General features: G+C 68.1%; 19 protein-coding genes. 12 read left to right on the top strand and 7 right to left on the bottom strand.

Annotated features, from left to right (window positions below; all coding sequences use genetic code 11):
- Nucleotides 1-18: 18 nt before the first annotated feature.
- From ASC46_RS16075 to ASC46_RS16055, 5 genes are all read left to right on the top strand, one after another.
- Nucleotides 19-1,725 carry an ABC transporter permease gene (locus ASC46_RS16075; protein WP_055460323.1) on the top strand — a complete coding sequence of 569 codons (1,707 nt, stop codon included), beginning with the start codon at nt 19-21 and terminating at the stop codon, nt 1,723-1,725.
- Nucleotides 1,713-2,798 (top strand): ABC transporter ATP-binding protein, encoded by a 1,086-nt coding sequence (locus tag ASC46_RS16070; RefSeq protein ID WP_055460322.1) that lies wholly within the window; start codon nt 1,713-1,715, stop codon nt 2,796-2,798. The genes ASC46_RS16075 and ASC46_RS16070 overlap by 13 nt, the downstream gene beginning before the upstream one ends.
- A complete protein-coding gene (locus tag ASC46_RS16065) occupies nt 2,795-3,946 on the top strand; it encodes an MBL fold metallo-hydrolase (protein ID WP_055460321.1) in 1,152 nt (383 codons plus the stop codon). The genes ASC46_RS16070 and ASC46_RS16065 overlap by 4 nt, the downstream gene beginning before the upstream one ends.
- A gap of 8 nt (nt 3,947-3,954) precedes the next feature.
- Nucleotides 3,955-4,704, top strand: a complete 750-nt coding sequence (gene surE / locus ASC46_RS16060; protein WP_055460320.1) for a 5'/3'-nucleotidase SurE — start codon at nt 3,955-3,957, stop codon at nt 4,702-4,704.
- A 92-nt stretch (nt 4,705-4,796) separates the two neighbouring features.
- Complete coding sequence (locus tag ASC46_RS16055) at nt 4,797-6,458, top strand: Na/Pi cotransporter family protein (protein ID WP_055460319.1); 1,662 nt, start codon at nt 4,797-4,799, stop codon at nt 6,456-6,458.
- A gap of 113 nt (nt 6,459-6,571) precedes the next feature.
- Here ASC46_RS16055 and ASC46_RS16050 read toward each other — a convergent pair whose 3' ends face one another.
- From ASC46_RS16050 to ASC46_RS16020, 7 genes are all read right to left on the bottom strand, one after another.
- The gene (locus tag ASC46_RS16050; protein ID WP_055460318.1) at nt 6,572-7,336 is read right to left on the bottom strand and encodes an SDR family NAD(P)-dependent oxidoreductase; all 765 of its coding nucleotides are present in this window, start codon (nt 7,334-7,336) and stop codon (nt 6,572-6,574) included.
- A gap of 119 nt (nt 7,337-7,455) precedes the next feature.
- On the bottom strand, nt 7,456-8,514 hold the full coding sequence (locus tag ASC46_RS16045; protein WP_055460317.1) for a tagatose 1,6-diphosphate aldolase: 1,059 nt from the start codon (nt 8,512-8,514) through the stop codon (nt 7,456-7,458).
- Nucleotides 8,514-9,419, bottom strand: coding sequence for a PfkB family carbohydrate kinase (locus ASC46_RS16040; RefSeq protein ID WP_055460316.1), 906 nt, complete (start codon nt 9,417-9,419; stop codon nt 8,514-8,516). Before ASC46_RS16040 ends, ASC46_RS16045 begins: the two co-directional genes overlap by 1 nt.
- Nucleotides 9,416-10,939, bottom strand: a complete 1,524-nt coding sequence (locus tag ASC46_RS16035; RefSeq protein ID WP_055460315.1) for a tripartite tricarboxylate transporter permease — start codon at nt 10,937-10,939, stop codon at nt 9,416-9,418. Before ASC46_RS16035 ends, ASC46_RS16040 begins: the two co-directional genes overlap by 4 nt.
- A 6-nt stretch (nt 10,940-10,945) precedes the next feature.
- The gene (locus ASC46_RS16030; RefSeq protein ID WP_055460314.1) at nt 10,946-11,425 is read right to left on the bottom strand and encodes a tripartite tricarboxylate transporter TctB family protein; all 480 of its coding nucleotides are present in this window, start codon (nt 11,423-11,425) and stop codon (nt 10,946-10,948) included.
- A 16-nt stretch (nt 11,426-11,441) separates the two neighbouring features.
- Nucleotides 11,442-12,434: a Bug family tripartite tricarboxylate transporter substrate binding protein gene (locus tag ASC46_RS16025; RefSeq protein ID WP_055460313.1), complete on the bottom strand. Its 993-nt coding sequence runs from the start codon at nt 12,432-12,434 to the stop codon at nt 11,442-11,444.
- Between the two features lie 53 nt (nt 12,435-12,487).
- Nucleotides 12,488-13,390, bottom strand: a complete 903-nt coding sequence (locus ASC46_RS16020; protein WP_055460312.1) for a dihydrodipicolinate synthase family protein — start codon at nt 13,388-13,390, stop codon at nt 12,488-12,490.
- Nucleotides 13,391-13,574: 184 nt separating this feature from the next.
- Between ASC46_RS16020 and ASC46_RS16015 the strand changes: the two genes are divergently transcribed.
- The 7 genes from ASC46_RS16015 to ASC46_RS15985 all read left to right on the top strand — a co-directional run bounded on the left by ASC46_RS16015 (nt 13,575) and on the right by ASC46_RS15985 (nt 20,142).
- Nucleotides 13,575-14,396, top strand: a complete 822-nt coding sequence (locus tag ASC46_RS16015) for an IclR family transcriptional regulator (RefSeq protein ID WP_055460311.1) — start codon at nt 13,575-13,577, stop codon at nt 14,394-14,396.
- Between the two features lie 114 nt (nt 14,397-14,510).
- On the top strand, nt 14,511-15,143 hold the full coding sequence (locus ASC46_RS16010) for a GntR family transcriptional regulator (RefSeq protein ID WP_055460310.1): 633 nt from the start codon (nt 14,511-14,513) through the stop codon (nt 15,141-15,143).
- Nucleotides 15,140-16,084: an alpha/beta hydrolase fold domain-containing protein gene (locus tag ASC46_RS16005; RefSeq protein WP_055460309.1), complete on the top strand. Its 945-nt coding sequence runs from the start codon at nt 15,140-15,142 to the stop codon at nt 16,082-16,084. Before ASC46_RS16010 ends, ASC46_RS16005 begins: the two co-directional genes overlap by 4 nt.
- Nucleotides 16,085-16,166: 82 nt before the next feature.
- Nucleotides 16,167-17,429, top strand: a complete 1,263-nt coding sequence (locus ASC46_RS16000; protein WP_055460308.1) for an ABC transporter substrate-binding protein — start codon at nt 16,167-16,169, stop codon at nt 17,427-17,429.
- A 90-nt stretch (nt 17,430-17,519) separates the two neighbouring features.
- Nucleotides 17,520-18,422, top strand: coding sequence for a carbohydrate ABC transporter permease (locus ASC46_RS15995; RefSeq protein ID WP_055460307.1), 903 nt, complete (start codon nt 17,520-17,522; stop codon nt 18,420-18,422).
- Nucleotides 18,419-19,255 (top strand): carbohydrate ABC transporter permease, encoded by an 837-nt coding sequence (locus tag ASC46_RS15990; protein ID WP_055460306.1) that lies wholly within the window; start codon nt 18,419-18,421, stop codon nt 19,253-19,255. The genes ASC46_RS15995 and ASC46_RS15990 overlap by 4 nt, the downstream gene beginning before the upstream one ends.
- A complete protein-coding gene (locus tag ASC46_RS15985; RefSeq protein ID WP_082464871.1) occupies nt 19,252-20,142 on the top strand; it encodes a sugar phosphate isomerase/epimerase family protein in 891 nt (296 codons plus the stop codon). Before ASC46_RS15990 ends, ASC46_RS15985 begins: the two co-directional genes overlap by 4 nt.

Raw genomic sequence — 20,142 nt, 5'->3', positions numbered from 1 at the left:
GGATGGGTCGCGGACACCATGAGCGGCAGTGCTGCCAAGGCCATGCGCGGCGGGGATCTCACACTCCTGTGGGGGCTCGTCGTCCTCGTCGCCATCCTCTCCATCCTGCCGCTCGCACGCCTCGTCATCGAGGGTATCGCGCCGGGCGGCGCCCTCTCGTCGGGCGTCGTCGGCTCGGTCCTCTCCGATCCGACCACCTGGGCGGCTGTTCGCAACAGTCTGGTGACGACGCTCGGCGGCACCTTGCTCGCCGTCGTCATCGGAAGCATCGTCGCCTGTTTCGTCGCCCTCACGGACATGCGGGCGCGCAATGCGTTCGTCTTCTGCTTCGTGCTGCCGCTGATGATCGCACCGCAGGTCACGGCGCTCGCCTGGCTACAGGTGACGGGGCCGTCGAGCGCCCTCCTCAACATGCTGGGGCTTGCCCCGCCGCTCGGCACGCGCAACCCGCTCTATTCGGCCGAGGGCATCATCCTGCTGCTCGGCATCCAGTATGCCCCCCTCGTCTTCCTGACGCTGCGCGCAGGCCTGCGTGCCCTGCCGAAGGAACTGATCGAGGCGGGCCTTGCCGCCGGGGCCGGCAAGCTGACGGTGCTGCGCACCATCATCCTGCCCTTGATGACGCCGCCGCTCGTCGCGGGCATCGCGCTGTGCTTCGTCTCGAGCCTCGGCAATTTCGGCATTCCGGCCTTTCTCGGCATTCCCGCCAACTACCTCGTGCTGCCGACGCTGATCTACCAGCGCCTCGCCGGGCTCGGCCCGGGCATCCTCTCCGAAGTGGCCGTCCTTTCAACCCTCATCGGCGCCATCGCCATGGCCGGCATCATCCTGCAGGACGTGATGTTGCGCCGGCGCGACTTCCGCATCACCACGACCTCGACGGCGGCGCGCCCCTTCGAGCTGCGAGGCTGGCGGCTGCCGAGCGAGATCCTGCTATGGGGGCTCGTCCTGCTCATCCTCGTGGTGCCACTCGCCGGGCTTCTCGCCACCTCTCTCGTGCCGGGCTACGGCGTGCCGCTCAATGCCGCGACGGCCACCTTCGAGAACTACGAATACGTGATGTTCGACCATGCCGGCTCTAAGCGCGCCTTCGCCAACAGCTTCGGGCTGTCGGCTGCCGCCGCGCTCGTCATCGTCGTCGTCTCGGTGCCGCTCGCCTATTTCCTCGTCTGGCGGCGCTCGCGCATGCTGCGCCTGCTGAACCTCGCGGCGGAGCTGCCCTATGCCCTGCCGGGCGTGGTGCTCGCCATTGCGGCCATCCTCATCTTCCTGAAGCCGCTGCCGGTTTTCGGCATCTCGCTCTACAATACCATCTGGATCATCTTCTTCTGCTATGTGGCGCGCTTCCTCGTGCTCGGGCTTCGCCCGGTCGCCAGCGGCTATCACCAGCTTGACCGCACGTTGGAAGAGGCGGCGCAGGTCGCGGGCGCCGGGCTCATCCGTCGGCTCGTCACCATCATCCTGCCGCTCGTCGCCCCGGCAGCAACGGCAGGTGCCCTCCTCGTCTTTCTCACCGCCTTCAACGAGCTCACGGTCTCGGCCCTCCTGTGGTCGTCCGGCAACGAGACGCTTGGTGTCGTCGTCTTCTCCTTCGAGCAGGGCGGGGATTCGACCTATGCGGCCGCCCTCGCGGTACTGACGGTCATCGTCACGCTGGCGCTGATGCTCTCCACCCTTCTCTTCGCTCGCAAGCTGCCCCAGGGAGTACTGCCGTGGCGCGACTGACCATCGACCGGGTCTCCAAGAACTTCGGCAACTACCGCGCCCTCGACGCCGTCTCGCTGGAAGTCCGTGACGGGGAATTCCTCGCCGTGCTCGGCCCCTCCGGCTGCGGCAAGACCACGCTGCTCAGGCAGGTCGCCGGCTTCGACCAGATCGACGACGGCGAGATTCGCATCGGCGACACGGTCGTGTCCGGCACCCGCCAGCATGTGCCGCCGGAGCATCGGCGCGTTGGCATCGTCTTCCAGTCCTACGCCTTGTGGCCGCACATGAGCGTGTTCGACAATGTCGCCTACGGCCTCAAGGTGGCGGGGGTGAAGGACCCCGAGCGCACGCGCCGCGTCAGGGAGGCACTCGCGCTCGTCGGGCTCGAGACCTTCGCCGAGCGCCGCCCGGGCCTCCTCTCCGGAGGGCAGCGCCAGCGCGTCGCGCTCGCGCGCTGCCTCGTTACCGAACCCTCACTCGTGCTGCTCGATGAGCCGCTCGCCAATCTCGACGTGCATCTGCGCGCAGCGATGGAGGACGAGTTCGCCCGCTTCCACGAGCGCACGGCGACAACAATGATCTACATCACCCACGATCAGGCCGAAGCGATGGCGCTCGCCGACCGCATCGCGGTGATGGACCGGGGCCGGCTGCTGCAGCTCGCGACGCCGTCCGACCTGTTCCGCCAGCCGGCCAACGAGACTGTCGCCCGCTTCATTGGCGAGGGCATGGTGCTGCCCGCCGAGGTCGCTGCCGCCGACAGCGAAGGCCGCTGCCGGGGCCGCATCCACGGCCTGGAGCTCTCGCTGCGCGCTTCGCCCCTGCAGAAGGCTGGCCATGCGAAGGTATGCCTCAGGGCGCGCGATCTCGCGATCGCCGGGCCGGGTGAACCCGGCCTTGCGGCGCATATCGTGCGGACCGTCTACCAGGGCGGCTTCTTCCGGCTCGAGGCAAGCCTCGTGCGGGCGCCCGACATCACCGTGCATCTCGAGGTACCGGAGCCCTTCCACCACGGCCCGGGCGACGTCGTCGACATCGCCGTGCACGACGGCTGGGTGCTGCCGGCGGAGACCGAAAGCTCAAGCCAATGAGGATCCACCTTCTCGGCGGCTTCGGGGAAAAAGGCCGCACGAGCCTCGCCATCGAGAGCAAGGGCTATCGCCTGATGCTCGACGCGGGCATCAACACGAGCGTGCGTATGGACGACGCGGACTATTACCCGCGCGTCTCCCCCGCCGCTCTTGCGGCCACCGATGCGCTCATCATCACCCATGCCCATGAAGATCATGTGACGGCGCTCGGCTGGGCCATCGCGCAGGGCTTTGCCGGCCGGATCCTGATGGGCGCCGAGACAGTGCGCGACGCGGACCTGGCATGGGCTGGCTATGCGGCGCCGGCGGACCGCGAGCGGGCGCGCGCGGCCGCGGTCGAGACCCTGCCGGCGCGCGGCACCGTCGCGCTCGGCCCCTTCACCGTGACCACCGGCCGCTCGGGCCACATCGTCGGCGGATCCTGGTGCGTCATCGACGACGGCGCGCGGCGCTTCGCCTATTGCGGCGATGTGGTGCCCGAAAGCCCCGTCTTCATGATGGATCCGCTGCCGCCCTGCGACGCCATCGCCATCGACGCCTCCTATGGCGACGACGACGTGCCGGCGCGCGAGCGGGCGCGGCAGGTCGCCGCCTTCGTGGCGCGGCATCCGCAGGGCTGCGTGCTGCCGACGCCGCTGGCCGGCCGCTCGCTGGAGCTGCTCGCCATCCTGCCCGAACCGATCGCGCTCGCCCCCGACATGCGCGAATCCCTTGCCGCACAGCTTGCCGCGCAGGAATGGCTGCACCCCGGCATCCGGGACCGCCTCGCCGAACGCCTCGCGGCTGCCGCCGACTGGCGGGAGGGCGAGCCGCTGCCGAAGGCCGCACTCCTCTGCCATGACGGCATGGGCATGTCCGGCCCCTCCGCCACGATCCTGCCCCTCGCCGAACGGCAGGACCATCCTGTGCTGTTCACCGGCCACCTGCCGAAGGGTAGCCCCGGCGACAGGATGGTGCAGGCCGGGCGCGCCGCCTGGAACCGCCTGCCGACCCACCCGACGCTCGGGGAGAACCGCGCCATCGTCGCCGCCAGCGGCGCGCGCATCGTCCTTGGCCATTCCTGCGACCCGGCGATGCTCCGCGCCCTGGCCGCGCACATTCCCCTCCTCCGTGCCGATCTTGCGACCGGCGCGAGCCTCGACATCTGAAGGTCTCCATGCGTGTGCTCATCGCCAACGACGACGGCATCGCCTCTCCCGGCCTCGCGCTTCTCGCCGAGGCCACACGGGCGCGCGGCGACGAGGTGTGGATCGTCGCGCCGGAGCGGAAATGGACGGCGGCGAGCCACCAGCTCTCCTTTGACACAGACATCGTGCTGACGCGCCGGGAGATCCGTACCTATGCCTGCTCGGGCGCGCCGGCGGACTGCGTCGTCGCCGCCCTGTCGGTGCTGATGGCGGAGACACCGCCTGATCTCGTCCTCTCCGGCATCAATGACGGGCGCAACGTGGGGGAGGACATGGCCTATTCCGGCACCATGGCCATCGCCCGCGAAGCGGCCATGTGGGGCCTGCCCGCCCTTGCCTTCTCGCGCACGAAGGGCGGCGAAATGGGCCTGCGCGAGCAGGACGCGGTGCGGGCGCTCATCGACCTCCTGTGGGCGGCGCGCGACGACTGGCACCACGAGGGCACCTGGCTCTCGGTCAACCTGCCGAAGGACCTGCCGGCCCCGCTCGCCGGCGCGTGCATCGGCCGCGACAAGATCGCCGCGGCCATGGACGTGACCGCACAGGACGGCGAGCGAATCACCTGCCGCATCCGCCGCGGACGGCCGCACACGTTGTCGCCCGGCGACGAGAACACCGCCATCGACAGCGGCCACGTCACCATCGTCCGGCATTGCTGGTTCGCGCACGCGCCGCTCGAGGATGCAACCGTGGCGCGCTGGCAAAGCATGGTCAAATAGCCGGCTTACAGTAAGATGCCGGCACCGGCAGAAGGAACGGACACCGGTCGAAGCAACTGGACAGGGCCGGCTTGGCGACAAGGGAGCGTTGAATGTCGGCAAATCTGGTGCTGATCGACCTTCTCGGCGCGGGGGCTTTGCTGCTCTGGGGCCTGCGCATGGTCAAGACCGGCGTCACCCGCGCCTTCGGCTCGAGCCTCCGGCACTGGATCGCGCTCGGCACCACCAATCGTTTCAAGGCCTTCTTCGCCGGCCTCGCCGCAACAATCGCCGTGCAGAGCAGCACGGCCACCGCCCTCATCACCGCCTCCTTCGCCAGCCGGGAGCTGATGACAACGGCGATGGCGCAGGCGATCATGCTCGGCGCCAATGTCGGCACGGCGCTGGTGACGCGGCTTCTCGCGCTCGATCTGCACTGGCTCTCGCCAGTGCTGATCCTGTGCGGCGTCGCCACCTTCATGGCGAGCGACAGTTCGCGCCCCAAGGCCATCGGCCGCGCCATCATAGGCCTCGGGCTCATGCTCCTGTCGCTGCAGCTCATCGGCGCGGCGACGGAGCCGATGCGCGCCTCGTCCGCACTGCAGAGCCTGCTCGCCGCTCTTGGCGCCGCGCCCGTCATCGGCCTTCTCGTGGCGGCGGTGCTCGCCTTCGTCGCCTCGTCGAGCCTCGCCATCGTGCTGCTCGTCGCCTCGCTGGCCGCCTCGAGCAACATGGATGCGGGGCTCGTCGTCGCGCTCGTCCTCGGCGCCAATCTCGGCGGGGCGGTGCCGCCGGCGCTGGCCACGGCGGGCTATGGCCCGCTCGCGCGGCGCGTCACCCTCGGCAATCTCGCGGTGCGCGGCGCCGGCTGCCTGCTCGCCCTGCCGCTCATCGGCCCCATCGACGGCTATCTCGCCCGGGCCGCGGCGCTGACCGGCAATTTCTCCGTCGACGTGCATCTTGCCTTCAACATTCTGCTCGCTCTCCTCTTCCTGCCGCTCGTCGGTCTCATCGCGCGCCTCGCAGAGCGGCTGATGCCACCCCAGCCGATCGACCGGCTGGGGCCGCGCTATCTCGACGATTCCTCCCTCGATACGCCGGTCGTGGCGCTGAGCTGCGCTGCCCGCGAGACGCTGCGCATCGGCGACGTGGTGGAGGTGATGCTGGTCAAGAGTCTTGAGGCGCTGCGCAACAACGATGCCAAGCTCAAGAACGAAATCGCCAAGATGGACGACGAGGTCGATGCGCTGCAGCAGGCCGTCAAGCTCTATCTCTCGCGCCTCGGGCACGAGGGCCTCGACGACGAGGATGCACGCAAGGCGACCGAGATCATCTCCTACGCCATCAACCTCGAGCACATCGGCGACATCATCGACAAGAGCCTGCTCGACATGATCGCCAAGAAGATCAAGTACGGCCTGCGCTTCTCGCGCGAGGGCATGGGAGAGATCGAGGAACTGCACGCGCGCACGCTGGAGAACCTGCGCATCGCGCAGAGCATCTTCATCAGCCGCGACATCGACCTCGCCCGCAAGCTGGTGGAGGTGAAGGTGGACGTGCGCCACATGGAACGCCTGTCGGCCGAGCGGCACCTGGAGCGCCTGCGCGAAGGACGCATCGAGAGCATCCAGTCGAGCACCCTGCACCTCGACGTCCTGCGCGACCTCAAGCAGATCAACGCCCATATCACGTCGGTCGCCTACCCCATCCTCGACGAGGCCGGTGCGCTGCGTGAAAGCCGCCTGCGCGGCGACGGCAAGGCGGTTGTCGCGTGAGCTTTTGAGCGACCGTCCCCTGCCCGAAGAAAAGCGGCCCGATCCTGCAGGATCGGACCGCTTCGTGGCTACCTTATGCTCGCCGGGAAAGCCTGCCCTGTTCCCCTGGCACATCAGGGCATCAGCTGGCCGCCGTTGACCTCGATGACCTGGCCGGTGATGTAGCCGCTCATGGCGGGCGAGGCGAGGAAGACATAGGCGCCGACGCAGTCCTGCGGCTCGCCGATACGCCCCATGACGATGGTCTTGCGCATGGCCTCAAGCATCTCGGCCGTCGAGAAGCGCTGGTGGAACGGGGTCATGATGACGCCTGGGGCGACCGCGTTCACGCGGATGTTGTCGCTGGCATATTCCTTGGCCATGTTGCGCGTCAGGTTCGACACGAAGGCCTTGGAACTTGCGTAGAGTGCCGCGCCCGGCCCGCCGCCGTTGCGCGCGGCGATGGAGCTGGTGTTGATGACGGTGCCGCCACCCGCCTTCTTGAGGTGCGGCACGGCCGCCTTCGAGGCCATCACCACCGAGCGCACGTTGAGGTCGAGCACCCGGTCGTAGAAATCGTCCGTGATCTCGGTCAGGGACATGCGCTGCACGAGGGCCCCGGCATTGTTGATGAGCACGTCGAGCCCGCCGAGGACACCGGCCGCCTCGTCGACGACGCGGATCGCCTCAGCCGAGGTGCTCACGTCGCCCTTGAGCATATCGGCCTTGCCGCCCGCCTTGCGGATGGCCTCGACGACGGCCTTGGCGTCGTCCTCGCTCGAATTGTAGTGAACGACGACATGGCTGCCGAGCCGGCCGAACGCCACGGCCGTCGCCGCGCCGATGCCGGTGCTCGCGCCCGTGATGAGGACGCGCTTGCCCTTGAGATCATTCAACATATCGGTCTCATCTCCCTAGCCTGGACCGCCGGCGCGGCTCACCCACAGCTCTCCGGCGATCGTTTTCCATCGGTTCGGCGCGAACCGCCACGCAGGCGGCGCGCCTCCGGCCCCGCACCTCAGGCAGCCTGCGAACCGAAGCCCGCGTAGCGCCCGGGGAAATCATGTCCCGCGTCGGCCAGCCCCGGCGCGCCTCCAAACGCAGCGGCCGTTTGCCACGGCCGGGCGGAATCGTCTGTTAATCGATTTATATCTTTCATATAGCCGATGCCGTCCGACGCCAACTCTCGTTCCATTGCCTGAAGGTCGGGGTAATGGCGGAAGGCCGGCCACCAGATAGCGCGGCCGGCAAGATAGCCATTGGCGCCGGCCCGGTAGGCATAGCTGAGGACGCGGCGGAACTCCTCCATCCCGGCGCCGGCGCTCAGCATCACCCACGGCTTGTCGATGAGCCCGGCCATGCGCGCAAAGAGCTGCTCCGTCTCAGCCACCGCGGCATCGCTGCCTGCGGGATCCGGCAGAGCGCCGGCCGGCACCGGGCTTTCGAGCTTGTAGATGTCGACGCCATAGGCCGGGTCCGCAAAGTCCGTGAGGCTCTGCAGCACGAGATCGGGGCGCTTCTCACGATCCTCGATGTAATCCGTCGTGTGATTGCTGGCGCCCTTAAAGGGATAGACGAGGAGCTCCAGCAGGAAGGCGATGTCGTAGCGCGCACAGGCCTCGCCCACCTGCCGCACCAGCGCCTGCTGGTGGGCGACGACCTCGCGCGCCGCGTCGGGGCGATACCAGAGCAGCAGCTTGACGCCGTCTGCACCCATGCGCTTGATCTTGCCGACGTCCCAGCCGGGATAGAGCCGCGTTCGGCGGCCGCGCTCGTCTTCCTCGAAGCGGAAATCCTCGAGCGTGATCAGCAGGCCGCGCCGGGCAGGGATGTGGTCGACGGCGCGGCTGTAGCCGTAGTCGGGATCGATCAGCACGGCCGAGCCCAGCGGCGTCAGCACGCGGGCGAGCAGCGCCTTGACGGCGCTGACCTCGTCGTAGCCCGGCTGGCGCGGCGCCAGCTTCTCACCGAGCACCTTCAGGATGGGCGGGCGCTGGTCGACGGCGACCATCTTGAAGCGCCCGCTGTCGTCGGCGAGCCTCTTCAACCCGCGCAACTTGCCTGCGGAAACAGTCATCATACCTCCTCGGACAAAGACATGAGGGCCTCAACTTCGGCCCGATCCGGAATGCCGGCACGGCCACCACGCCGGGTGCATTTGAGAGCGGAGGCGGCATTGGCGAAGCGCGCCGCGGCGCGCATGTCGCGCCCCTCCGCGATGGCGAGGGCGAAGGCGCCGTGGAAGACGTCGCCCGCGCCGAGGGTGTCGACCGTCTCGACGGTGAAGCCCGGCTCGCGGGCCAGGCTCTCCCCCTCCAGCCAGGCGAAGCCCTCGCCGCCAAGAGTGACGCCGACACGGCCGGGGCAGACCTGCGCCGCCGCCCGGAGCCCCTCGGCGATATCGTCCGTCCCGGCAAAGCGCGTGAGCGCCGGGCGCGAGAAGACGGCATAGTCCGAGCGCGCGACGAGCCGGTGGGCGACGTCGTCCGACGCAAGATCCGCGTCGAGCACCGCCGGCACGCCGGCCGCCCGGGCCGCATCGAGCACGATCTCGCTCGCGCGCGGCCAGCGCATGTCGGCGAGGACGGCATTCGCCGCCGCGACCTCGGCAAGGGGCAGCCACGCGGGATCAGTGTCGAGCCCGGGATCGGCGAAGGCGATGATCAGGCGCTCGCCCTCCTTGTCGACGAGCACGCCCGAGACGCCGGAGCGGGCGCCGGGGAGGAGGCGGATTGCGGGCCTGACGCCCCATTCGCCCAGTTCCTCGATGATGCGCCGGCCCACGGGATCATCGCCGACGCGCGCCCACAGCACGGCCTCGCCGCCGAGGCGCGCCACCGTCACCGCGCCGGTGGCGGCCGGTCCGCCGCCGATCTCGCTGTAGCCGGTGGCGAAGACCTTGATGGGCTCGTCCGGAATGGCGGACACGGAGAAGATCTTGTCCATCACCGCGATGCCCACCGCGATCACGCGTTTCGTCATGAGTTGTTCTCCGCGGGCTTTGCGGCGCGCGTGCCGCCGCGCAGGAGGCGCAGGCCGGCGAGGCCGAGCGGCACCGCCCAGATGAGGATGGCGGCCACGCCGAGCGCGGCGGCGACCGGGCGCTCGAAGAAGCCGGTGATGTCGCCGCCCGCAATCACCATCGAGGTCAGGAAGTTCTGCTCGAGCAGCGGCCCGAGCACGATGCCGAGGATGATGGGCGCCACGGGGAAGCCGGCGAGGTTGAGCAGGAAGGCGAGGATGCCGAAGCCGAGCATCAGGCCGATGTCGAAGACGGTGTTGTTGATGGCGAAGGAGCCGACGACGCAGAAGAGCAGGATGATCGCCATCAGCTGCGGGCGCGGCACGGTCAGGATGCGGCTCGCGAGCCGGATCGCCGCCCAGCCGAAGGGCAGGAGCAACAGGTTGGCGATGAGGAAGATGATGAAGACGGCATAGAGCATCTCCGCCTGCGCCTCGAACAGCCGCGGACCGGGGTTGAGCCCCTTCATGAAGAGCACGCCGACGGCGATCGCCGTCACAGCATCGCCCGGGATGCCGAAGACGAGCGCCGGCACCCACGCGCCTGAGAGACCGCCGTTGTTGGCCGCACCTGCCTCGATGACGCCTTCGGGATGGCCGGTGCCGAACTTCTCGGGCGTCTTCGAAAAGCGCTTGGCGGTGGCGTAGGAGATCCAGGCGGCAATGTCGCCGCCGGCGCCCGGCAGGACCCCGATCAGCGTGCCCGTGACCGAGCCGCGCGCCACGTTGCGCCAGTAGTGACGGATGAGGCCGAGGATGCCGCGGAAGATGCCGGTAACCTTCTGCGTCGCGGCAAAGCGCTCACGCGCCGTGCCGCGGACGAGGCTGTTCAGGATCTCGGAGACGGCGAACATGCCGATCATGGCGGGAATGAAGCTGATGCCGCCCAGGAGCTCCGTGACGCCGAGCGTGAAGCGCGGCGTGCCGCTGACGCCGTCCATGCCGACGCTGGCGATGAAGAGGCCGATGAGCAGGGAGACGAAGCCGCGCAAGGCGTCGTCCGAGCTCACGAAGGCGGCGCAGGACAGGCCGATGAGCGCGAGCCAGAAATATTCGAAGCTCGAGAACTGCAGGGCGATGCGCGCCAGCGCCGGCGCGGCGAGGATGAGGACGACGGTGCCGACGATGCCACCGATGACCGAGGAAACGAGGCTCGCGCCGAGCGCCTGCGCGCCGAGGCCGCGTTTCGTCATGGCAAAAGTCTCGTCCGTGTAGGCGGCCGAGGCTGGCGTGCCGGGAATGCGCAGCAGACAGCCCGGAATGTCACCGGCGGTGATAGCCATCGCCGTGCAGGCCACAATGGCGGCAACGGCCGACAGGGGATCCATGAAGAACGTGATCGGCACGAGCAGCGCCGTCGCCATGGTCGCCGTCAGGCCGGGGACGGCGCCGACGAACAGGCCGAACAGCGAGGCGAGCACCACCGTGAGAAGCACCTGCGGATCGAGCACCAGCCCAAGCGCCTGAATGACCGAATGCATGAGCGCTTACCCGAGAAGGGGTTGCAGCAGCCCGGCCGGCAGCGGCACCAGCAGCAGGCGGACGAACAGGAAATAGACGCCGAGGGTCAGGAGAAACCCGAGAACGACCGCCTGCACTGGCCGCACACCGAGCAGCAGCATGAAGCCGGCGAGATAGATGCCAAGGAGCGGCACGAAGCCGATGGCTTCGAAAGCCCGGATGATGACGACAAGCCCAGCGACCAGCCAGGCGAGCGCTCCCCAGTAGGGCCGCGTCGCAGTCGGTGCGGGCCGCCCCGCCCCCTCCACCACCGCTTCCGGCGCGGTGAAGAGGCCGCGCAGGGCGATGATGAGCCCGGCGACGACGAGCCCGCCGCCGACGAGCGAGGGGAAGAAGCCAGGCCCGTAGGCCTGCCCGATCATCGGAGGAATGGACGCCGCCTCAACGACGACGCCCGCTCCGAAGGCCGCGAAGAGCAAGCCCGCGGCGACATCCACCTTGCGCATGGAAGGAGTCCCGGCCCTATTGCTTGGCGAGGCCGGCGGCCTTCATGGCCTCGCCGAAGCGTTCATCCATCCGCTTGAGGTAATTCGCGAAATCCGGTCCGCCAGCATATTCGATGCCGAACTTGCGGGCATCCATGAACTTAACGAACTCTGGGTCCTTCACGACCTTGGCCATGGCCTTCGAGAGCGTCTCGACGACCTCCTCCGGCATGCCCTTGGGGCCGGCGACGCCGCGCCAGGCGCCGAGGCTCCAGTCGACGCCGAGCGTTTCCTTGACGGTCGGCACGTCGGGGAAGGCGGGATCGCGCTCGGGACGCATCAGGGCGAGCGTCTTCACCTCGCCGGCATCGACCATGGTCTGCGCCTCGGGCATCGTCGTCGTGACGATATCGATGGCTTTCGAGGTGAGGAGTTGCAGCGAAGGCGCCGAACCGTCCGTCGGCACCCACGGCGCGTCCTGGGCCTTGAGGCCGATGGCGTTGAGCAGGCCAACGAAGGACAGATGCGCCGCGCCGCCCTGGTTGGCGCCAGAGGCCTTGTGCTTGCCGGGGGCCGCCTTGATCGCCTCGACGAGGTCCTTGATCGTGGCCGGCCCGTCCTTGCGCACGTGCACGCCCTGCGGATCGGTGTTGTAGAGGGCGATGAGGCTGTAGCTGTCGTAGTTCAGCGCCGAGGTGCCGAGCCAGTGATACATCGACAGCTCGGTCGTCACGACGCCGATGGTGTAGCCGTCCGCCTTGGCATTGGCGATCTCGGTGTGGCCGACGATGCCGCCGCCGCCGGTGCGGTTGACGACCGACACGGGCTTGCCGAGTTCCTTCTCGAGCAGGCTCGCGACGATGCGCGCCGTCGCGTCGGTGCCGCCGCCGGCGCTCCACGGCACGATCATGGTGACGGGCCGCTCCGGCCAGGCGGCGAGCGCCGGCCCGGCGACGGCGAGCGAGACCGCCGCGGCCATGGCGACCCGGCGCGTCAGGGATATGCGCGAGAACGATTTGCGCGAGAACATGGACGTTTCCTCCAACCCGATATGCTTTTGCTTTTTTGAACAGGAGACGGCCTTCAGGCCGCCTTTGCCTTGACGGCAACGCCGAGGCCCGCCAGCGCCGCGCGGATCGCCTCGCGCTGGGCGGGCGAGGCCGGCGGCATCGGCGCGCGCGGTTCCATCGCGTTCACGCCCTGCAGGCTCTGGGCATATTTCGTGCAGGCCGGCAGGTTGTCCGAGACCATGGCGTTCCACAGCGCCAGCAGCTTGACGTGGAGATCGAGCGCGCGCGGGTGATCGCCGGCCTTCACCGCGTCCCACAGATCGACCGACGCCTTGGGCGCCGCGGCGAGGATCGCGGCGATCGAGCCGTGGGCGCCGAGCGTGTAGGAGGGATACATCAGCGCATCGACGGCGCTGAAGATCAGCTTGTCGGCAAGGTTCTCGGCCATCAGGTCGGCGAAGAGCTTGAGATCGCCGGCGCTCTGCTTGACGCCGACCACCATCGGCACCTCGCGCATGATGCGGGCGAGCAACTTCGGCGACAGATAGGTCCAGGGCACCACGTTGTAGATGATGATCGGCAGGCCGGTCTCGTCGGCGAGCGCCCGGAAGTGGCGCACCATCGCCTCGTCGTCCGGCTTGAAGAGATAGTGCACCGGCGTGACCTGCAGGGCGGCGACGCCCATGTCGCGCACCAGCTTGCCGCGGCGGATCGCGTCGCGCGTGCTGTCGACGATGATGCCGGCGATCACCGGCACCCGCCCGGCGGTGGCGGCGACCGCCGCGCTGATGAGATCGCGGAACTCCTCCGGGTCGAGCGTATGGCCCTCGCCGGTCGAGCCGCCGGCTGCCAGGCCGTGCGCTCCGGCCGCGACAAGAAAGTCCACCTGCCCGGCAACGGCCTCCAGCGCCATCGTCCCATCGGTCCGAAACGGCGTCGTCATTGGCGGAATGACACCTGCGAGTTTCCTGTGCATTTCAGCTCCCTGGTCCGAATATCGGATTTTTATTCCGTATATCAGACTTTATCGAGCCTCCAAGTCGATCGTCAACACGGAATCGGACTCCGCGCTCGCCCATCTGGACGCACGGCTCAAAAGCGCTTGACGCTCGAAGAACTTCCTCGATATGTTCCGCATGACGGAATGAACGAGGCAAAGCGTGACGCGGACCCAGCGCAAGGATCTGGTCAACTCGCTTGGCAAGATGGCGAGCATCCTGCAGTGCTTCACCAAGCACGACCGGACATTGACGCTCGGCATGATCCAGGCGCGGACGGGCTATCCCAAGGCCACCGCCCACCGGCTGCTCGCGACGATGAAGGAGATCGGCTTCATCGAGCAGGACCGAGACCGGGAGCGCTACCGCCTCGGGCTCAAGCTGTTCGAACTCGGCAGCCTCTATCTCGCCAACCTCGACCTGCACCGCGAGGCGCAGCCGCATGTCGACCGCCTCGCCAAGCTGAGCGGCGAGGTGGTCCACCTCTGCATCTTCGACGGCCTGCACGCCGTCTTCGTCGACCGCAAGGAGATGGACAGCGGCCCAAGCTCGCTCGTCATGACCATCGAGGGCGCACCGGTCTATTGTACGGGTGTCGGCAAGGCCATCCTCGCCTTCCAGGACGAGGCGACGCTGGAGCGCGTCATCGCCGCCGGGCTCAAGGCCTTTACGGAAAACACCATCGTCGACCCGCAGCGGCTGCGCGAGGAGATGGCGGCGACGCGCAAGCGCGGCCACTCCATCGACTGGTCCGAGCACCAGCGCAACCTCAACTGCGTCGCCGCCCCGATCCGTAACGCCTCGGGCAGCGTCTTCGCCTCGATCAGCGTCTCCGGCCCGGCCGAGCGCATCTCGCCGGCGCGTATCCCCGTGCTCGGCGAACTCGTCATCGAGACGGCCGACACGATCTCGCGGGCACTCGGCTGGACAGCGCCCGCGAAGCAGGCGGAAAGCCGGCCCCCCCCACGCGCCGCCGCGTCCTGAGGCCATCGCCACCTCGATCATTGCGGCCGCCCTGGCGGGCGCCGTCTTGTCAGGTTAAGCCGTTTGAATTATCAATATCAATATCGATAATAAGAAAGCGGGGAGGATTCGGACGTGCGCCCGCGCGAGGCAGCCTATTCGGCGGTCAAACGCCGCATCATCCTCAACGACCTGCAGCCTGGCATCGCCCTGACGGAACTCGGCCTCGCGCGCGAGCTTGGCTGCAGCCAGGGCACGGTGCGGGAGGCGCTGCTACGCCTGCAGGAGGACGGGCTCGTCATCCGCAGCGGCCATCGCGGCACCACCGTCACGCCTCTCGACCCGGAAGAGGCCGACGAGATCATCGCGCTCCGGCGCCGCATCGAGATGCGTGGAGCCGTGCGGGCTGCGGCGGCGGTAACGGATGGCGCGCTGCATGATTTGCAGGCCCTCCAGGACGAGATGGAGCGAGTGGCGAGCGCGGGCAACCAGTACCGGCTCATCGAGCTCGACACCGATTTCCACCTCGCCATCTTCCGCCTCGCGGGCCTGCAGGCGCTGGAGCAGATCCTCGTGCGCTGCATCCTGCATTCGCACCGGCAGAAGTTGTGGGAGCCGCGCCATCGCCGGCCGCTGCTCGAGACGGCGCGCCGGCACCAACCCATCTACGAGCGCCTCGCCGCGCGCGACGGCGCCGGCCTTGCCGAGGCGCTCGGCCACCACATCGACACCATCGTCGACGTTTCCTCGGAGCGTCAGTCAGCATGACCCTGCCCCTCGACCCAGATTTCCGGCCCATCTACGAGCGCATGCGCGCTGCGCCCGCCGTCGACTACCGCACCATGGCGATGGGTGAGGCCCGACAGACCTTCGAAGAGCTGGCGAAGCCCTGGAACGCCGGCGCGCCGGAGCTGGCGGCGGTGCGTGAGCTCACCGTCCCCACGGCTGCCGGCGGCATGCGGGCCCGTCTCTACGAACCGCAGGCGGACGCGCTGACGAACGGCCTCGTCGTCTTCGTGCACGGCGGAGGCTGGACCTTCGGCTCCATCGACACGCACGACGGCACCGTGCGCAACCTGGCCAAGGCCTCGGGCTGCGCCGTCCTCAGCATGGATTATCGCCTCGCTCCGGAACATCCCTTCCCGGCACCGCTCAACGATGTCCTCGCCACCCTCGCCTTCGCGGCCGATGGCGGCCTCGGCCAGCCCGTCGACATGGCGCGCATCGCGCTCGCCGGCGATTCGGCCGGGGCGAACCTCGCGCTCGCCGCGCTTCTCGCCCGGCGCGACAAGGGACAGGCGCTGCCCGCAACGGCCGCCCTGTTCTACGGCTGCTACGCGCCGATCTTCGACACGGCAAGCCACGAGCGCCTTGGCGACGGCAGCCTCTTTCTCGGAACCGCGATCATGCAGTGGTACTGGGGCAACTTCCTCGGCACCCTGCCGGCGGACACCACCGAGCTCGCCGTCCCGCTGCGCGCCGAACTCGACGGCCTGCCGCCGCTCTATCTCAATGCCGCGGGGCTCGATCCGTTGCTCGACGACACGCTGCTGCTGGCCGACAAACTCGCCCACACCGGCATTGCCTTCCGCCTCGACGTGACGCCCGGCGTCGTCCACGGCTTTCTGCGCATGACGCGCGAGCTGCCGGCGGCAAGGGCGGCCATCGCGGCCGGCGCGGCGCATATCAGGGAGGTTCTCGGCCGATAGGAGACGGCAATTTCCCCCTTGCAGCGAAAGGGGACCAGGGCGGTACCCCAGAAACAACACGCAAAGAACCGGAGGAGAGGACATGACCAAGGACAACATGACCCGCAAAAAGGGCATCGGGAGGCGCAGATTCCTGCAACTCGCCGGCGCGGGCGCGCTTGCCGCGCCCTTCGCGGGCAGCTTTCCCGCCCCGGCCGTCGCGCAGGGCGTGACGGTGCGCTGGTGGTACCATTTCGACAATCCGCAGCACTCGCCAGCCGAGCTCGTCGCGAAGTTCGAGAAGGAAAATCCCGGCATCAAGGTCGTCGCCGAAAGCATTCCGTGGGGCGGCGGCAACGACTACTACACGCGCCTTTTCGCCGCGCTCGTCGCGGGCAATGCGCCCGACTGCGCCATGGTGAAGCTCAACAACCAGGCCCGCCTCGTGGAGATGGGAGCGCTCGAGCCGCTCGACGACATGCTCAAGGGCTGGAACGCGCGTACCGACATCACCGAGGACATCTGGCAGCTCAACAGGGCCAGCGATGGCAAGCAATATTACCTGCCGCTACAATACGTAGTGCTCTATCTCTACTACCGACCGGATCTGTTCGAAAAGGCCGGCGTCGCAGCCCCGCACACCTTCGACGACTTCCTCAAGGCGGCGAAGGCACTGACCAGGGATGGCGTCTTCGGGTTCGGCATGCGCGGCGGAGCGGGTGGCCACGACCATTGGGGGCCATTCGTCCTCGGCGGCGGCGCCAATTTCCGCAAGGGCGGCATGGTCAGCGACAAGGCGCTCGCCGCCAACCGCTGGTTCGTCGATCTCGGTACCAAGGAGAAGGTCTTCCCGCCGTCAGCACCGACCGACGGCTTCCGCCAGATCATCGACGGCTTCAAGGCGGGCCGCACGGCCATGACCATCCACCACGTCGGCTCGTCCAACGAGATGGTTGAGGCGCTCGGCGACAAGGTCTCCGCTGTGCCGGTGCCGCGCGCGCCCGACGGCAACGGCTGGACCTCCTTTGGCGACGAATCGAACGCGGTCTTCGCGGCAAGCGCCAACAAGGAGGCCGCCTTCAAGTGGATCACCTTCCTGTCCACCGCCGAGAACAACGTCACCTTCAACGGCTTCACCGGCCAGCTCACCGTGACCACCTCGGGCATGGCGAACTGGAAGCTGCATCCCAAGCGCTTCGTCGAGGCCAGCGAGCAGTCGCTCGCCATGGCCGGTGTGCTGCCAGATAGCCCCAAGACAGCGGATTTCGTGCGCACCGTTTGGCCGACCAACATGCAGCGCGCGCTGCTCGGACAGATCAGCCCCGACGACATGATGCAGGCCATCGAGAAGCACTTCCACGGTTGATGGGTGGCGGGGGTCCCCCCTGGCCCCTGCCGACCCGGGTGGAGCGCGGCGCAATACCGCCTCCACCCACCTTTTCCGGAGTTTCGGCCCGTGACGAGCCTCGTGACGGCGGGAGCGCGCTCGCGCGCGCTTATGACGCCTTATGCCTTTCTGCTGCCCGCCCTCGTGGTCACGGCGGCGGTCATCCTCGTTCCCGTCCTGCAGACGGCGTGGATGAGCCTGCACGATTTCGTGCTCTTCCGCCCCAAGGACGTGCCCTTCATCGGCTTCGGCAATTTCCAACGCATGTGGAACGACGAGGTCTTCTGGATCTCGCTCGGCCACTCCTTCCTATGGATCGCGCTCGTCGTCGGCTTCCAGTTCCTGCTGGGGCTCGGCGCCGCGCTCCTCCTCAACGAGAGCTTCTGGTGGCGGGGCATCGCCCGCTCGCTGATCATCGTGCCCTGGGCCCTGCCGAGCGTCATCATCGGCCTGATGTGGACCTGGATGTACGACTTCAATGTCGGCGTCATCAACGACGGGCTCCTGCGGCTCGGCCTCATCTCCGAACCGGTCGCCTGGCTCGCCCATCCCGATACGGCCTTCTACGCCGTCATCCTCGCCCTCATCTGGCAGGGCTTTCCTTTCTTCGCCGTCGTCGTGCTCGCCGGCCTGCAGACGATCCCCGCCGAGCTCTACGAGGCGGCCGAGATCGACGGGGCGAGCCGCTTCCAGAAGCTCGTCTACGTCACGCTGCCGTCGATCTCCGAGGTGATCGCGACCGCGCTCCTGCTGCGCACCATCTGGGTGGCGAACTCGCTCGACGTGATCCTCGTCATGACCGGCGGCGGGCCGGGCTACGCCACCCACACCTTGCCGCTCTACGCCTTCCTCAAAGCCTACAGCGGCATGGAATTCGGCTATGGCGCGGCGCTCGCGCTGGTGCTCACAGCGCTTCTGCTCGTCGTCGTCTTCATCTATGTGCGCCGCGTGGCGCGGGAGCTCAGCCGATGATCGAACGCCGCTCCCGTCTCGCCCGCGTCGTCCAGGTGGAGATCCCGGTCCTCGCCATCGTGCTCTTCGCGCTCGCGCCCTATGCCTGGATGGTGATCACCTCCTTCAAGCCCAACGAGGAGATCGCCCAATGGCCGGTTGCGTACTGGCCGAGCGAGGGCACGCTGCAGCATTATCGGGACCTCCTCGCCCGCACGACCTTCGCCGGCAACCTCCTCAACAGCTTCATCGTCGCCGTCGGCGCGGTCACGGTCGGGCTCCTCGTCAGCGTGCCGGCGGCCTATGCCTTCTCGCGCTTCCGCTTCCGCGGGCGGCGCTTCCTGATGGTGCAGTTCCTCGTCGTGAACATGTTCCCGATCGTGCTCATCATCATCCCGCTCTTCGTGCTGATGCGCGCCCTCGGGCTGCTCGACACCTTCCTCGGCGTCATCGCCGGGCATTCCACCTTCGCGATCCCATTCTCGATCTGGATGATGACGAGCTACATGAATGCGATCCCGCCCGAACTCGACGAGGCAGCGATCATGGACGGGGCCAGCCGTCTGCAAACCATCCGCCTCGTCATCCTGCCGATCGTCATGCCCGGCATCGTGACGACGGGCATCTACATCTTCGTCACTTCCTGGAACGAATACCTCTTCGCCATGATGCTGTCGGGCCAGAACGTGCGCACCGTCACGGTTGCCCTGCAGCTCTTCATCGGCGAGTTCACGGTGCAATGGGGCCTGCTCACGGCGGGCGGAACGCTCGTCGCCATCCCCGTCACCATCCTCTTCCTCCTCGTGCAACGGCGGCTCGTGGGCGGTCTCACGGCCGGTGCGGTGAAGTCATGACCAAGCAAATGAACCCGATCGGCGTCATCTCGATGTTCTATGCCCGGCCGTTCGGCCGCGAACATTTCGCAACCTTCACCCGAGCGAAGAAGGCCGGCTGCGACTTCGTCGAACTGCTGGTGCCCGAGCCCGGCGAGCTCAATCTCGCCGAGACCAGGACCGCGCTCGCCGACAGCGGCCTCGGCGTGGTGCTGGCCGCCCGCGTCAGCCTTGCCCGCGACATTTCGAGTGCTGACGAGGGCGCCCGACAGGCGGGCATCCGTTATCTCGGCACCTGCGTCGAGACCGCGACGGCGCTCGGCGCAACCATCGTCGGCGGGCCGCTTTACGGGGCGCCGATGGTCTTCGCCGGGCGCCCGCCGGCACCGGTCGCTGAGGAGGAGCGCAAGCGGCGCATCGATCGCGTCGTCAGCGGCCTGAGGGAGGCGAGCCTGCGCGCCGAGAATGCCGGCGTGACCTTCGGGCTCGAGCCGCTCAACCGCTTCGAGACCGACATCGCCAACACCACGCGCCACGGCCTCGCCATCGCGGAGGCGGTCTCCTCGCCGGCGCTCGGCGTGATGCTCGACACCTTCCACATGAACATGGAGGATCCCTCCATCCCCGACGCCATCCGACTGGCGGGCAAGCGGCTCGTACATTTCCAGGCCAACGAGAACAACCGCGGCTTCGTCGGTTCCGGCCATATCGACTGGCCGGCGGTGGCGCGTGCCCTCGTCGACGTCGGCTACGCTGGGCCGATCACCCTCGAGCCCTTCCGCCGCGACGACGAGCGGCCGGGGGTGCCGCTCGCCCAATGGCGTGCACCGCAGCGCAACGAAGACGGAGAACTCGCCCACAGTGTGGCCTATCTCAAGGCCGCGCTCGCCTTCGCCGGGAGGGCATGA

Origin of the sequence: Chelatococcus sambhunathii, from assembly GCF_001418005.1 — a bacterium.
Taxonomy (GTDB): Bacteria; Pseudomonadota; Alphaproteobacteria; order Rhizobiales; family Beijerinckiaceae; genus Chelatococcus_A; species Chelatococcus_A sambhunathii.
This window is presented reverse-complemented; position numbering and strand designations above follow the sequence as displayed.

Excerpts from the sequence above, each read along its gene's own strand:
- ASC46_RS16075 (WP_055460323.1), top strand. The coding sequence starts at position 19 with ATGAGCGGCAGTGCTGCCAAGGCCATGCGCGGCGGGGATCTCACACTC.
- ASC46_RS16065 (WP_055460321.1), top strand. The coding sequence starts at position 2,795 with ATGAGGATCCACCTTCTCGGCGGCTTCGGGGAAAAAGGCCGCACGAGC.
- surE (WP_055460320.1), top strand. The coding sequence starts at position 3,955 with ATGCGTGTGCTCATCGCCAACGACGACGGCATCGCCTCTCCCGGCCTC.
- ASC46_RS16055 (WP_055460319.1), top strand. The coding sequence starts at position 4,797 with ATGTCGGCAAATCTGGTGCTGATCGACCTTCTCGGCGCGGGGGCTTTG.
- ASC46_RS16050 (WP_055460318.1), bottom strand. The coding sequence starts at position 7,336 with ATGTTGAATGATCTCAAGGGCAAGCGCGTCCTCATCACGGGCGCGAGC.
- ASC46_RS16045 (WP_055460317.1), bottom strand. The coding sequence starts at position 8,514 with ATGACTGTTTCCGCAGGCAAGTTGCGCGGGTTGAAGAGGCTCGCCGAC.
- ASC46_RS16040 (WP_055460316.1), bottom strand. The coding sequence starts at position 9,419 with ATGACGAAACGCGTGATCGCGGTGGGCATCGCGGTGATGGACAAGATC.
- ASC46_RS16035 (WP_055460315.1), bottom strand. The coding sequence starts at position 10,939 with ATGCATTCGGTCATTCAGGCGCTTGGGCTGGTGCTCGATCCGCAGGTG.
- ASC46_RS16030 (WP_055460314.1), bottom strand. The coding sequence starts at position 11,425 with ATGCGCAAGGTGGATGTCGCCGCGGGCTTGCTCTTCGCGGCCTTCGGA.
- ASC46_RS16025 (WP_055460313.1), bottom strand. The coding sequence starts at position 12,434 with ATGTTCTCGCGCAAATCGTTCTCGCGCATATCCCTGACGCGCCGGGTC.
- ASC46_RS16020 (WP_055460312.1), bottom strand. The coding sequence starts at position 13,390 with ATGCACAGGAAACTCGCAGGTGTCATTCCGCCAATGACGACGCCGTTT.
- ASC46_RS16005 (WP_055460309.1), top strand. The coding sequence starts at position 15,140 with ATGACCCTGCCCCTCGACCCAGATTTCCGGCCCATCTACGAGCGCATG.
- ASC46_RS16000 (WP_055460308.1), top strand. The coding sequence starts at position 16,167 with ATGACCAAGGACAACATGACCCGCAAAAAGGGCATCGGGAGGCGCAGA.
- ASC46_RS15990 (WP_055460306.1), top strand. The coding sequence starts at position 18,419 with ATGATCGAACGCCGCTCCCGTCTCGCCCGCGTCGTCCAGGTGGAGATC.
- ASC46_RS15985 (WP_082464871.1), top strand. The coding sequence starts at position 19,252 with ATGACCAAGCAAATGAACCCGATCGGCGTCATCTCGATGTTCTATGCC.